Below are 14,981 nucleotides of genomic sequence, written 5' to 3'. Positions count from 1 at the left end.
CTCCGCCCCTGGCGGTACCGTCCTGTACGATGAACGAACAACTCGTAGACAAACTGAATCACGTGCTCCGGCAACTAAAGCACACCTTTATCGGAAAAGATGATGTCATTGATTTGATGGGCATCTGCCTCGCCGGACGTGAAAACCTTTTCCTGCTGGGCCCTCCGGGCACCGCCAAAAGCGCTGTCGTGAAAGCACTGGCCAGCCACATCGATGGCCGTACCTTTGAGTACCTGCTCACCCGCTTCACAGAACCCAACGAAATTTTCGGTCCCTTTGACATCCGCAAACTGCGGGAAGGTGAGCTGATCACCAATACGGAAGGCATGTTGCCGGAAGCCGCTTTCATCTTCCTGGATGAACTGCTTAACGCCAACAGCGCTATCCTTAACAGCCTCCTGATGGTGCTCAACGAACGGGTTTTCCGCCGTGGACGTGAAACACGTCAACTGCCGGCCCTCATGGTCGTGGGCGCCAGCAACCACCTGCCGGAAGATGAAGCGCTGCAGGCATTGTACGATCGTTTTCTGATCAGAGTGAAATGTGACTACGTAGATCCGCAACAGTTGTCCGCCGTGCTACAGGCCGGATGGCAGCTGGAACAGACAAACGACAGCGTCACCGCCTCCATCACCCATGATGATATCTCCCAACTGCAACAACAGATTAGTCTGGTTAATCTGGATGCTGTCAGACCGGATTATCTCACACTCATACAACAACTGCGTAATGCCGGCTTACAGGTGTCTGACCGCCGTGCGGTAAAATTGCAGCGCCTCATCGCAGCCAGCGCATTGGTCAGCAAAAGGACTACTGCGCAACGCTCCGATATGTGGGTACTGCGTTATATCTGGGATACAGAAGAACAACAACCCATTATCGCTGCCATCGTGGATGAGATGATCAACAGTGAGCCGGCCGGTGAACAGGAGCACCCCCGCGCCCGCCACAGCGGCCTTCCCGACGCCGATGAAATATATCGTGAGCTCCAGCAGATGACCATTCAATGGAATGACAGCGCCCTTTCACCAGCCGACAAAGCGGCTATCAAAGACCGGCTGCGTTACCTCAACGGCCGTTGCGAATGGATTACCAATCCTACCCGTCGTGAATATGTAATGCAACCGATTACCAGCTTATGGCAACAAATCATGCAGCAGTCATGATGCCGCCATGGACAGGCATCATACTGCAACTGCCGTTACAGCAATACACCGCGTTGGGTACCGTCAGGCATCTGCCCCGCCTGGAAGCAGCGGCAGATAACACCGCTGTATGGCTGAGAGGCATCCCCGCCACGGAACCGGTCGATCCGCTGCTGTTACAGCTGCCGGCCATCTGTACCTGGTACGTGGACAGTGCCCAACGACTATTCAGAAAAGGTGATCTAACGCCAACGGACATACTTGATAATGCACTCGTATGGCAACCACTGCCCAAATGGCTGACGGTGTCGCTGCCGGTATCAGGTATGCCGCACCCCGTTAACGAAGGCGCTCGCATCACCTTAATACCAATAGCCCAACCGGGCGAAACGACGGCCCTGCTCACCACCCTCGCCCATTGGCATACCTACGGAGAAACAGCACCGGCTATACGGTTGCAACAACTATCCTTTGCCGCCGATAACCAGGACAGGGTGCTGATTATCGGTCACCCGTTGCCTTCCATCCCCGGTAAAGCTTACGTGAGAGAACAGCAACTGCTGCTGCCTGCCGGCTTTGCCTTACAACCAGCCGGTATCGCACCGCTGATCGTACAACAGCTGGACCCTCAACAGGAATACCTGTTGCTGTTTCATCCGGACGGCAGCTGGGAACGTATTCCCCAACATGCATTGGTGCCGGCCACCCGGCGCGGCATCCGCGCTACCCACTCCGGCCCTGCGCAACCCGAAACTTATGACAACGTATTTTGAACTTACCCGTGGCTATTGCTGGAAATGGGGCGAAGATGGTCAGGTCATAGAGCTGGACAACGGCTTCACCGTCTGTTATACAGAAGCCCTGACAGGACTTTTGTGGAAGATGATACCGCCGGGATGGCCACCGCTGGGCAGCATCCTGTTTATACTGGCTACTTGTAAGGAAAGCCATACCCATGCCGCCCTCACGACGTGGCAGCTGAAAGAGAAAGTGAAGGAGCATTATGACGCGATGGAGATGGCGGAACCAGCCATCGATATTATCAGCGAATTGAACTATGCCTGTCATTTACTGGAACTGGTGCATTCCCTCCCAACTGAACTGCGTGCCTACCACCAACAGGCCCATCTGTTGAAAACATTGTTCGATGGCATTACACCGCACGCCAATAGCCAACAGGCGGCTGAAGCACTGGAATTCTTTACGCCCGGCGACTACAGCACCAGCGAAGCAATTTTCTATACCATACACTTCGACCTGGAGTATCTTTCACAGGCAGGCCAAAAATTCCCGGACCGCGCCGCATTGCTGGCAGCTTTACAACCGGATGTCATACCTCCGCAACCATTGCCGGTCGAATTACCATTACCCGGCCACAATGACCTGCTGACACAACTGGAAAGCATTGAACAGACCGCGGGTATTAGCAGGCTTGCCAGACATATCATGGCTACAATCCATGTACCCATGCATACTTACAATAGCGGCAACCATCAGCTGGGCGGCTACTCCGACCTTAGCAACAAAGGTTCCTACGATCGCCTGCTGATCAGTGAACTGGCACAGGACGATCTGCTATTGACTGCCCGTCTTGCTAACAATGAAGCCCTGTACCTGCGTCGGGAAGAGCCCCCGCTGGACCGCAAAAAGACAGTCGTTATCCTGCTGGACATCACCCTGAAAATGTGGGGCACGCCCCGCGCCTTTGGTATAGCCGCCGCATTAGCTTGCCACCAGCAACAGCAAAAGGGAACTACCATCATCGTCATGGCCCTGGGTGAGCATAATACCTACTCCATGAATCTGGATACCCCCGCAGGCGTAGTAAGCTCCCTGACATTGCTGGACAACGGTCTGCATATGGCCGATGCCTTGCGTTCCGCCTTAGAAAAAAAAGAAACAGATACAGAATATTACCTGATCACCAGCGGGAAAACCTCCGCCCATCCGGAGATACAGATCCTACTGAACACACATCCGCCCCAAGTGGATTTCCTGCTAACGGTAGACCGCGAAGGAGCGCTCTATTGTTATCATTACTCCGGCGGCAGGAAAAAACTGATCAGTCACGCGCAGATCAGTCTGGATGAAATCATGACAGGCGCCTCCCGGAAAGCGGAACTGCCGCCACGATTCCCCATTCACCAGGAAGACCAGCTACCCTTAAGGTTTCCCGCGACCAACATCAAAAATAAAATCGGATGTTTCTTCAAAAGGGAAGTAAACGGAATCCCCGGCATCATTTCCATCAACCGCAGTGGCCGGGTGGAATGGCGGAGCGATGATAAGACCGGCGCCGTAGAGTGCTGTCCATATGTTGAACCAGGTACTTACGAACTACTGGCATTTCCGGACAATTCATTCAGCCTGCTGGTGAACACCAGTATATTCCCCACATTCATACTGTATCATTTTACCCAGCAGGGCAACACCTTTTCCTGTAAACGGATATTGACAGATGCGCCAATAGCCAACTATACTGTTGGTTTGCACAAAGATGATTTCTGCCTTTATCCTTCTTTTAAAACAGTGAATGCCATCACAGGAGTTGTCCAGACCAATATGGACAACATCCCCCCCGAAGTAGAGCAAATTCACCAGCAAAGAGCAATTGCGCATAAATCACTCTTCCGTCAAATGAGCCAGCATGTCTCCGGCCTTTCTGCGGTACTACAGCTATTTATTAGTAAAGAAGGGGAGCTGATCATACAAAACAGGCGGTTACACATACACAGTATCTGGGCGAATACTGCACATCTCTGGCTGTCTGAACGTGACAACTTCAAGCCGGGACTGGAACCTGTTAGTAAAAGACCTGAAATCATTACCCATCCCGGAAATCCGCATGTCAGCCACACCCGCTTTACCTGGGCAGATGGCAGCCATATCACCTGTGACGGCCGGGGTCTGCTCTTCCTGCGCAGCTCCGACACCAGCATCCCGGATATTGTGATCGCGGCCGCTTTAGGTGCACCTGCTGCGGCCTGGGCCAATCATCACTTCACCGGCAATACGTATTTTCAACTGCATAAAGAAGATACCATTGTTCCGGTGGACACATTTTTCAGTCAATACATTCTCCGGTTTATCGCACAATTAAGATGAAACTGACACTGGGTCTACAATATCATGATGCAGCACCGGCGGACACCATCGCCGCGGCTTTCGTATACGGTCGCCATGCCGGCGAATGGCTTGACACCATCAGTCGCTGGCAGCTTCCGATGGAACAGCTGACAGCGCTCCCCGTACCGCAGCGCGACAGCGCTGCCACAGCAGGTTTGCTGGTGCTGTTCAATAATGCGGCGCCGCCTTTTCCGGAACTGTTGCAATATCCTTATCAGCAGCTGGACAATCTCTTCATCCCTGTCAATGCCGTGCTGACGCCTGCATTAACGAATAGTGAACGCAAAAGGCTCCTGATATGGGACAAACAAATACTGCATCCCGTGCTGGGATTTACCGGGTTTCATCATGATCAGCTTATCCCGCTGTCGTCTTTGTTGACGCTGCCCACACCTTTGTCCACCGACTGGGAGCATGCGCGCATGGGGACTTTCCCGGCCCCCTCCTTGCAGCGGATTTTACTGGAAGCGGTAGCCACCGATACCATCTTCCTCGATCTCCAACAGGAAATCGGACATCAGCCACTGGAAGATATTCTCCCCGCCCAACCTTCACCCCAAGGCGCGTCAACGCTGCTTGGTAAGCTCTTTTATTTGCTAACGACGATCATCCCTTTTAGTATCACCAGGTCATTATCACCCGATGATCAACGGAGGAAGGCGCTGCAACGCCTCTGCGATCTCTTTGATATCGATCCCATCAAAGCGCTCGAGTATGCGATACCGTTAGACAGCCCTTATGCACCAAGAGGAATGTCTGTTGGCGGCGGTACCTCCCTGCAACGGAACAATGCTGATTTTGCGCTGGGCAAACTGGGTGGAGGCGGCCCTGTCAGCTATTGGAACGCTGCGGAATACCACCAGTCACTCAGAGAGAAATATGAGAACGCCGCCAGACAAGCCATCGCCGCTGGTAATTACCGCAAAGCGGCCTACATATATGCGCACCTGTTAGGCGACTTTCATAAGGCCGCCAATACACTGGAAAAAGGCGGTTACTACCGGGAAGCGGCTGCTTTATATCTCGACCACCTGAAAAACGAACAAGCGGCGGCCGTCGCGTTGGAAAAAGGTGGTTTCCTGGAAGAAGCCATCGACATCTATATCCGCCTCGAGGCACATGAAAAAGCCGGCGACCTGTACGTACAGCTCCACCAGCATGATCAGGCTATGCTGGAATATCAATGCATGATCGACATCACACTAAAGCATGGCAATTATCAATTTGCCGCCCGCATCGCACGGGAGAAAATGAAGGACAACGCAATGGCCTCTCAACTGTTATTAACCAGCTGGGAGAAAAAAATAGACCCGCAACAGTCCCTGAAACAGTATTTCGATTTACAGACTGATCACCTGCAACAGGCTATACAAACTGTTTACCGTCATCATATGCCAGCCGGCCATGAAACCGATCTGTTGATAGTGCTGAAGGACCTAACCGTGCAACATCCGGAAGCAGCCATCCGGGACACCGGTTTGGACATTACCTACGAGATCGTGCACAGGCGGCTGCAGCGCCACGATGATTCCTTTCTGGCGTACCTCCGGTATTTCATTCCTGACGACAAACTGATATCCGGAGATATCCACCACTACACCGGAGAAAAACCCGCGACAGTAGCTGACATACGCCCAATACACGCATTACAGTTTGCCAAAGATGTGAAGTGGCTATGTGGACTGAGATTACCCCATCAAATGTTTTTCGTGGGTTTCAATGAAACTGGTATTTACGTGCTGAACTTCGACATGGAGAAAAAATGGTATTATTATCAGTGGAAAATGAATACACTTCATTTGCAGCCCGTCACCATGATTTTTCGGCCCAACAGGGTCAACCGTGTCCTTTTGTTGGGAAATTTTCCTTCTTTACCGGCAAGGGGATTACGGGATGAAACGGAGAACGCACCTCGTATTGAAATGCCTTCCTGGCTCCCGCCAAACCTGTTCGGGGCTTGCATGACAGAGGAATCTGTCATTACACTTTATTCCGCCAGTGGAGTATTGGTATTCAAAGATTACAACTTATCCGGCATAGCTGGTGACCCCAAAGAATGCCGGCTGGATGGGAAACCCTTTTCCCTGCAACCACTTTATGGTAAAGTCCAGGAAGTCTTCTGTCATCAGGACTTTTATTATTTCTTCAACGGATCAGATATCCTTCGTTGTAAACGGGACGGACAGCTGGAGGCGTTCTCCATAGACGCAGAAATACGACACATGAATGCCACTATGGTGGTTGATATCCTCCAACTGGCCATCGTTACCACACAGGGCGTAATGATCATGCAATTCGAAGGAGGAGTGATAAGTGCCAGGAGCGGGTATATAACGGAACCGGCTACACGCGATGCCGTATTAAGTTGGCTGCCTGGCAACCGCCTGGTCATCAGTGACCGCCTGCAGATGACCGTATATAAGCTCAGCGGTAGCCCGATCACAGCAACCAGCGTTGCACAATGCACCACCGCTGCCACTGTGAGGGCCATACTCCCGATGCCACAGCCGAACAGCATAGGCACCCTAAACGAAGAAGGGTTGTTCAGTATTTTTGATCTGCCGGCTTAAGCCTGCCGAAGCACAGCGCCCACGCCGGGCCTGTCGGCATAGATAATACGGCCGTTATCGATGCGGATACCATCTGCGGTATCTTCAGCCAGCAACAGCGGCCCGTCCATGTCTACGTAATCCAGCAGGGGCAACAAATGTGCGACCGCAGAAGTGCCAACAGTGCTTTCATTCATGCTGCCCGTCATCACCTTCATATCGTATAGCCGTGCTTCTTTGATCATGCGCAGCGCCGGCGTGATGCCCCCACATTTTGTCAACTTGATATTAATACCATGGAAATAGCCGTGGCAGCGGGCCACATCCTGTTCTACGATACAGCTTTCATCCGCAATCACCGGCAGGGCAGATTGTTCAAAAACAGTTTTCATGCCTTCAAGGTCTGCCGCCGGCATCGGCTGCTCGATGAATTCCACACCCAATGGTTTCATGGCAGCTGCATTATTCAGTGTTTCTTCCACGCCCCAGGCACAATTGGCATCCACACGAAATACAGCGCTGGTATGTTTTCTCAGCTCGGTGATAATCTCGATATCTTCTTTGGTGCCCAGTTTAATTTTATAAATCGGCCAGGGGAACTCCTTTAATTTCTTCACCATATTTTCAATGGTATCGATGCCGATGGTGTAATCTGTCAGTGGATTATGGGCGATATTCAGTCCCCACACTTCATAGAGCTTTTTATCTTGCCGTTTGGCGTACAGGTCCCACGCAGCAAGGTCCAGCGCACAGAGGGCAAACATATTGTCCTGCAACAGCGGGAACATGTCCTGCCAGAAAGCTTCCGGTCTGTCCAGGGTATAGCCCTCAATAAACGGGCGGTGGGCATTGATGGCTTCCATCAACCGCGGAACGGTCATATTGTAGTAGGAATTGTCAGCCGTTTCTCCGAGGCCGGACAGGCCATTCTGCTGCAGTTCCACTACCAGTAAGGGTTGTACGTCTTTCGATTTACGTGAAATGGTGAACGTGTGGCGGAATTTCAGCTCAAAAGGATAAAGTGTGAGTTTCATTTTAAAAAAAATTACGAATTACAAATTACGAATTACGAATGAAGGGTTGATTATTATAAGAAAGTCCATTACGAATTATTGATTACAAATGTTCCACCATTCGTAATCCGCAATTCGTAATTTGTAATTGATTTAGGCATTCGGTATCTCCAGTAATGTGGTGTCACTGCGGGAATATTGATTCTTTCCTTATCGGGATGCTGTTCCGGGATATAGCCGGAAGCAGCCAACAGGTCCTGTATTTGAAAGATACGCCACATGGCGTTAGTCTGCAAGTGTTGGTCGATAATTTCCTTTATGAGGGCAGCGCTGGCATGTGATGGTGCGGGGGTATTATGTTTTAATACCTGTTGATAATATTTTCGGGAGATGCCTGCGTTTTCTTCCCACCATCCTCTGAGGGTGCTCATATCGTGAGTGGCCGGGGTAAGCACCGACAGATAAGGCGCTTCAAAAATAGCCGCAAAATCATGCCCACTGTGTTTGGGCATGCGTTGCACTTCCAGTCCCAGGATGCCCTGTGCCTGCATCACGCCGGGCACACAATGGGGCACCATGCCCAGGTCCTCCCCACAGATCAGCATATGGGTGGCCCGTCTGATCAGTGGCAGTTTATGCATGGCCTCCTTACGCCAGCAGCTCTCCTGCCGTACATAAAAATAGTGGTGGTACAGCGCCAGCAACCGTTGTTGCGTAACGTTGTCCAGTGCGGCAAAAGAGGCCGTAGAAGCCAGATCGTAACGGGGGTGGTACATCACCCGCTCTCCTTTGGTGACCTTTATCAGCAGCACGTCTGCTATCAGGCCGAACAGCGCCGATTCCACGGCTTCCGGCAGCTGCAACGCCCTGATTTTACGCTGGGTATCGCAATGCGACTGAAAGGCATAATGCCCGTTGGGCAAGGCATACAGGTAACGGTCTTTAATAATCCCGGCATAACTGCCGAACAGCTGGTCCAGCATAGCCTCTGTAATCCAGGGCTGGCAAAAACGTTCCTCTTCGAAAGGAATGCCTTTCTGCAGCAGTTCCTCCCGGCTAACGGGAATGGCTGGATGAAAATACCCCAGCAGTCCCTGTACGGCATGTTCCGGTATTTGCCAGATACGGAAAAACCCAAGGATATGGTCTATACGGAAAGCGTCAAAATAAACTGACATGTGCCGGAGGCGTTGCTGCCACCAGTTGCAGCCGTCGGCTGCCATTTTTTTCCAGTTATAGGTGGGAAAGCCCCAGTTCTGTCCTTCTGCGGTAAAACTGTCGGGTGGGGCGCCGGCCTGCACGTCCAGATGATAGCCGTCGGGGTTCATCCAGGCATCTACGCCATAGCGGGAAATACCGATGGGGATATCTCCCTTCAGGGCTATTCCTTCCTGGTGGACGGCCTCCACAGCACTTTGCAGCTGAAGATGGAGGTGATACTGTATAAAGAAATAAAAGTGTGCCGTGTTGGCGGCAGCACTGTCTGCTATCACCAGCTGGTTGATAGCCGTGTAGTCGTATGTGTTATATTCAGGCCAGCGGGAATAATCGCTGGTATGATATTTATCGCGCAGGTAACAGAAAACGGCGTAGGGAAGCAGCCAGTGTTCATTGGCGGCAAACCATTGCCAGTAGGCGCGGGTTTGCAGTTTCTCCCCTTCGGCTTCATAAAGGGCTTTGAGATAAGCCATTTTATAGGTCAGCACAGTTTCATAGTCTACGTCCTCTTTTTCGTTGAGCCATTGCCGTAAGGAATGAAACTGCCGTTGCAGCGGATGGGTAGCTGGTAGCTGCCCTACGTCCTGCAGGCGGATATAGAGGGGATGCAGCGCAAAGGAGGAGATGGCCGCGTACGGATAGGAGTCGCGCCAGGTCCAGGTGCTGATGGTATCGTTGACCGGCAGCAGCTGTATCAGCTGCAGACCGCCCTGCCGCGCCCATTGCGCCAGCGGCGCCAGGTCCGCGAATTCGCCGGTACCAAAACCATCGTTGCTGCGCAGACTGAATACGGGCACGGATACACCGGCGCCTTTCCAGTGAGGATAATTCAGCCGGGCAAAACCATCGTGCAGTACATGCAGGCCTCCGGCAGTAGCAGTAGGGGCCGGCAGCTCTCTGTCGGTACCGTTTTCATAGCATTCGAAGGTATGATTGTCCAGATCATAGATGCCGTACTTGTACCGCACCGGGGTGGAGATAGCGGCCGGTAGCTGCAGCGCTGCGGTGAACCAGCCCAGGGCATCATATTGCAGCAGTAATGGCGTTTCGATGTTCCAGCTGCCCAGCTGCCGGATACTGCCAAGCAGGCAAACGGTTTTGCCGGCGGGTAGCAACGGCGCCTGTACACGGAAAACATGCGTAGCCTGACGGTTGTCGGGCTCCTGTACCGGATGGCGGAAAAATACGCGGGTAAAAGGGGCTGTTTGCCAGGCCTGCGGTGGTTGTGCGGCATCGCTCCAGGTATCGGTGAACTGATACGTTTCTCTGGCCGCGTCAAGCTGTATTTCCCGGGTGCCGCCTTCGTAGGCCACTTCTTCCAGTTCCCGGAGTATGTATTGGTATTGGAGAACAAAGGGGCCTTCGGTGGTAATATGGACAGTAGCGCTCCACCAGTCGTCATTTTCCCATTGCAGGCGGAGGGCCTGGTGCGGCACGTCATTACCCAGTGCGGGAATGTTTCCCAGCAGGTAGATTTCCTGCCCGTAACGGGTGTGATAACGAAGGTTAAACCGTATTGTCTGATGCATCTGTTCCCTGGCTAAGCGGGAACAAAATAAAGATATTTAGGGATTTTTTGATTTACGATTTTTTGATTTGGGGGATGATCAAAGCAAATGATCCCATTAAATAAAAAGACCGAAGCGAATTATTTACTCGCTCCGGTCTTCTCGTTTATCAATCTACGACATCAAGACATCGTAAATCAAAAAATCCGTAAATGGATTTATTTTACTTCTTCAAACTCAGCATCGGTTACACCGTCAGCGCCTGCGTTAGGCTGGCCTTCTTGCTGGCCTGCGCCGGCAGCAGCGCCTTCCGGCTGACCCTGGGATGCTTTGTAGATTTCTTCAGAAGCAGCGGTCCATGCAGCTTCCAGTTCAGTAGTGGCAGCATCCAGCTGTGCACTGTCCTGGGATTTGTGGGCTTCTCTCAGTTTGTTGAGCGCTGTTTCGATCGTAGTTTTCTTATCAGCAGGTACTTTATCACCGTACTCTTTCAGTTGTTTTTCTGTCTGGAAGATCAGGCTGTCTGCTTTATTGAGCTTTTCGATTTTTTCGCGTTGTTCTTTATCGGATGATTCGTTGGCTCTCGCTTCCGCTTTCATCTTTTCGATCTCGTCTTTGCTCAAACCGCTACCAGCTTCGATTTTGATATTCTGCGTTTTACCGGTGCCTTTATCTTTGGCTGTTACATGCAGGATACCGTTGGCGTCGATATCGAAGGTTACTTCGATCTGCGGAACGCCGCGTGGGGCCGGAGGAATATCACCGAGGATAAAGCGTCCGAGGGTCCTGTTCTGGTTAGCCATGGGCCTTTCACCCTGCAATACGTGGATTTCCACGCTGGGCTGGCTATCAGCGGCAGTAGAGAAAGTTTCGGATTTTTTGGTCGGGATGGTCGTGTTGGACTCGATCAGTCGGGTCATCACGCCGCCCATGGTTTCGATACCGAGAGACAGTGGTGTTACGTCGAGCAACAGTACATCTTTTACTTCACCGGTGAGTACACCGCCCTGGATAGCAGCACCTACGGCCACCACTTCGTCAGGGTTTACACCTTTGTTAGGTTTTTTGCCGAAGAATTTCTCTACCACTTCCTGAATTTTAGGGATACGGGTAGAACCACCTACGAGGATGATCTCGTCGATTTCAGAGGTGTTCATGCCGGCATCTTTCAGGGCTTTGCGGCAAGGTTCCAGTGTTCTTTCCACCAGGCTGTCGCTCAGTTGCTCAAATTTAGCGCGGGTAAGTTTCTTCACCAGGTGTTTAGGCACACCATCAACAGCGGTGATATAAGGAAGATTGATTTCTGTTTCAGCAGAAGAAGACAGCTCGATTTTAGCTTTTTCGGCAGCTTCTTTCAGACGTTGCCAGGACATCGGGTCTTTGTGCAGGTCTACCGCTTCGTCTTTTTTGAACTCGTCGGCCAGCCAGTCCATGATCACTTTATCGAAGTCATCACCACCGAGGTGCGTATCACCGTTAGTGGATTTTACTTCAAACACACCGTCACCCAGTTCCAGGATGGAGATATCGAAGGTACCACCGCCGAGGTCAAATACAGCGATTTTGGTGTCGGTATGTTTTTTATCCAGACCGTAAGCCAGTGCAGCTGCGGTAGGTTCGTTGATGATACGGCGTACGGTCAGACCAGCGATTTCACCGGCTTCTTTGGTAGCCTGACGTTGTGCGTCGTTAAAGTAAGCAGGAACGGTAACTACCGCTTCGGTCACTTCCTGGCCCAGGTAGTCTTCGGCCGTTTTTTTCATTTTCTGCAGGATCATTGCGGAAATCTCCTGCGGCGTATATAATCTGCCGTCAATATCAACGCGGGTGGTGTTGTTATCACCTTTTACCACTTTGTAGCTAACGTGTGTCAATTCGTTGGACACTTCGTCAAAATGACGTCCCATGAAACGTTTCACTGACATAATGGTGTTAACGGGGTTGGTAATAGCCTGACGCTTTGCAGGGTCACCTACTTTCCTTTCTCCGTTTTTCAAAAATGCCACTACTGACGGGGTTGTTCTCCTTCCCTCATCATTGGCAATCACTACCGGCTCGTTACCTTCCATAACGGCAACGCATGAATTGGTAGTTCCTAAGTCAATGCCTATTATTTTTCCCATAGTATTAAGATTCTCCTTTAGTTGTAAGTTAAAAGTCGTATTTGTCTTAGGTTTGTCAATGATTATGCCAAGCAAAAAAATATGAAATTATGTCAGTCAGGTGTCCTATATTTGAACAAGTGGATTGATTATTTGGTTATTTAGTCATTTGTAGAACCCGACAAAATGGCCAGGCAGTGTGGCCACCTGTGTAGTTCTGTTACCCGTTCTTAGCCTCGCCTTCCTTTAGCAGCCTATTCGTCTCCTAGCCTGTATTTCAATCATTTTATCAGACAAAGCAATTGTATCACTTAAGTGTTTTCTTATGAACAAATCCATTATCTGGCGGGCATCCTGTGCCCTCATGGCCCTTTTGCCCCTCTTCAGCAATGCCCAGGACCAAACAACAACTTCTGCTGTTCCCACCGTACAGCTATTTAGAGGCCCCCAGGAATACAAAACATGGTCAATTGGCATCAACGGCGGGTTACTGGCCCCTGTGGCTGCCACCGGCGGCAGTAACGACTTCACCAAATGGAAGGCGTCAGGCGGCTATGGTGCTTATGTCAAATATCAGATACTGCACTTCATGGCCCTGCGGGCCGACTATGTGGGCGGTAAATTAAAGGCCGACAACAGTAAAAACTGGGGTAATGGCCAGCCACCGATCAGCCCCTACAGCTCTTATGAAACCAAACTGAAATGGTCGGCCTCCCTCAACGCAGTGTTCAACATCACGACGGTCAACTGGCTGTTCCGTAAAAATTTCGTGATGCTGTATGGCTCGGTAGGCGGTGGTATCGCCGGCTACAGTCCTACCCTTACGCCCACCGGCAGCAACACATCTTTCGACTACAAACCCGATGGCACGATCAAGGAACTGATCATTCCGGTAGGCGCCGGCCTGAAATTCAGGTTGTCTGAATTCATCAACCTCGACCTGGGATATACCATGTATTATACTGACGGGGACAACCTCGACGGCTACCATCATGGTCCCAACAAGGATAAATATTCCTACGGCTACGCCGGACTGGAATTTGCGCTGGGCAAAAAAGGCAAACCCCAGCTGCAGTGGCATAATCCTGCTGCCGCCACCTACGACGAGCTGGAAGCCCAGAAAGCCTCTCTCCGCACCGCCCTCGACGCTGCCAGTCAGGCTAATGCTAAGCTGACAGCCGATGTGGACAAACTGACCAAAGACAGTGACGGCGACGGCGTTTCCGACTTCTTCGATAAATGCCCCGGCACACCGCCTAATACTGCTGTAGATGGCGCCGGTTGCCCGCTGCCAGCTCCGGTAATCGAGAAAAAAGAAGAAAAGGTGGTCATTACAGAAGAAGATACCCGCATCGTAAAAGAAGCGATCCAGAACCTGGAATTCGACTTCGCAAAGGCTACGATCAAAGCACATTCCTATCCCGCACTCGACAGGGTGGCAGAACTGCTTAAACGGAAGAACCTGAACCTCAAACTCAGCGGCCATACAGACAACGTAGGCAGCAAAGAACGCAACCTGGCCCTGTCCAGAGAAAGAGCGGAATCCGTAAAATCTTACCTGGTGGCCAAAGGCGTCAATGCCTCTAAAATTGAAGCCGTGGGTTATGGCATGTCACAACCCATCGCCAGCAATAAAACCGCTGCCGGCAGACAGAAAAACAGAAGGGTGGAATTCACCATATTCTAATTACGAATTATAAATTACCAATGACGAATTAGGGGCTTTTTTATGAAGAGGTTATTAAATAAACTTCCCATAAAAGAGCCCCTAATTCGTCATTCGTAATTCCGTAATTTGTAATTTTATATTATGACAATAAGAACCATCACACCCGCCGACGACCCGACACTAGCCAACATTATCCGGACCTCCCTTGCAGAATTCGGGATGGACATACCCGGGACCGTTTATACTGATCCTACCACCGACCACCTGTCGGTCATCTACGATAAACCACGGGCCACTTATTTTGTAGCAGAAGAAAACGGAATTATCCTCGGCGGCGCCGGCATCCATCCACTGGATGGCGGAGAAGCCCATATCTGCGAACTACAGAAGATGTACCTCGTTCCCGCAGCCAGAGGTAAAGGCCTCGCCGGCAAACTGATCACCATGAGCCTCGAATACGCCAAAGCCAACGGTTACACCCACTGTTATCTCGAAACAGATCCCCGGCTGGCCAGAGCAAGGCAGGTATACGAGCAATTCGGGTTCAGGTACCTGACAGGCCCCATGGGAAACACCGGTCATTTTGGCTGTGACAGCTGGATGCTGAAGGATTTATAGGATTCCACGTTCCGTTGTTTTTTATGCACTGAT

At 51.2% G+C, this 14,981-nt stretch carries 9 protein-coding genes; 6 read left to right on the top strand and 3 right to left on the bottom strand.

What is annotated here, in order from left to right:
* The first annotated feature begins 29 nt into the window (after nt 1–29).
* Genes ICL55_RS27575 through ICL55_RS27560 form a run of 4 tightly spaced genes read left to right on the top strand, consistent with a single transcriptional unit; the run spans nt 30 to nt 6,841 of the window.
* Complete coding sequence (locus ICL55_RS27575; RefSeq protein ID WP_188103697.1) at nt 30–1,166, top strand: AAA family ATPase; 1,137 nt, start codon at nt 30–32, stop codon at nt 1,164–1,166.
* Nucleotides 1,139–1,918 (top strand): hypothetical protein, encoded by a 780-nt coding sequence (locus ICL55_RS27570; RefSeq protein WP_188103696.1) that lies wholly within the window; start codon nt 1,139–1,141, stop codon nt 1,916–1,918. Before ICL55_RS27575 ends, ICL55_RS27570 begins: the two co-directional genes overlap by 28 nt.
* Nucleotides 1,902–4,250, top strand: coding sequence for a hypothetical protein (locus ICL55_RS27565; RefSeq protein WP_188103694.1), 2,349 nt, complete (start codon nt 1,902–1,904; stop codon nt 4,248–4,250). Before ICL55_RS27570 ends, ICL55_RS27565 begins: the two co-directional genes overlap by 17 nt.
* On the top strand, nt 4,247–6,841 hold the full coding sequence (locus ICL55_RS27560) for a hypothetical protein (protein ID WP_188103691.1): 2,595 nt from the start codon (nt 4,247–4,249) through the stop codon (nt 6,839–6,841). Before ICL55_RS27565 ends, ICL55_RS27560 begins: the two co-directional genes overlap by 4 nt.
* Here the strand turns inward: ICL55_RS27560 and ICL55_RS27555 are convergent.
* The 3 genes from ICL55_RS27555 to dnaK form a co-directional block, all read right to left on the bottom strand.
* The gene (locus ICL55_RS27555) at nt 6,838–7,854 is read right to left on the bottom strand and encodes a dipeptide epimerase (RefSeq protein WP_188103689.1); all 1,017 of its coding nucleotides are present in this window, start codon (nt 7,852–7,854) and stop codon (nt 6,838–6,840) included. The two genes, ICL55_RS27560 and ICL55_RS27555, sit on opposite strands and share 4 nt — an antisense overlap.
* A 68-nt stretch (nt 7,855–7,922) precedes the next feature.
* Nucleotides 7,923–10,580: a 4-alpha-glucanotransferase gene (locus ICL55_RS27550; protein ID WP_188103687.1), complete on the bottom strand. Its 2,658-nt coding sequence runs from the start codon at nt 10,578–10,580 to the stop codon at nt 7,923–7,925.
* A gap of 197 nt (nt 10,581–10,777) precedes the next feature.
* Nucleotides 10,778–12,682, bottom strand: a complete 1,905-nt coding sequence (gene dnaK, locus ICL55_RS27545) for a molecular chaperone DnaK (RefSeq protein WP_188103684.1) — start codon at nt 12,680–12,682, stop codon at nt 10,778–10,780.
* A gap of 304 nt (nt 12,683–12,986) precedes the next feature.
* On the opposite strand from dnaK, the gene ICL55_RS27540 reads away from it, so the two are divergent.
* Nucleotides 12,987–14,348 (top strand): OmpA family protein, encoded by a 1,362-nt coding sequence (locus tag ICL55_RS27540; RefSeq protein ID WP_188103682.1) that lies wholly within the window; start codon nt 12,987–12,989, stop codon nt 14,346–14,348.
* A 123-nt stretch (nt 14,349–14,471) separates the two neighbouring features.
* Nucleotides 14,472–14,948 (top strand): GNAT family N-acetyltransferase, encoded by a 477-nt coding sequence (locus ICL55_RS27535; RefSeq protein ID WP_188103680.1) that lies wholly within the window; start codon nt 14,472–14,474, stop codon nt 14,946–14,948.
* Nucleotides 14,949–14,981: the final 33 nt, after the last annotated feature.

The sequence above is a fragment of the Chitinophaga varians genome (genome assembly GCF_014529945.1).
GTDB classification, from domain to species: Bacteria; Bacteroidota; Bacteroidia; order Chitinophagales; family Chitinophagaceae; genus Chitinophaga; species Chitinophaga varians.
Note: the sequence above shows the minus strand (reverse complement) of the source record. Positions and strands in the feature narration are given on the sequence as shown.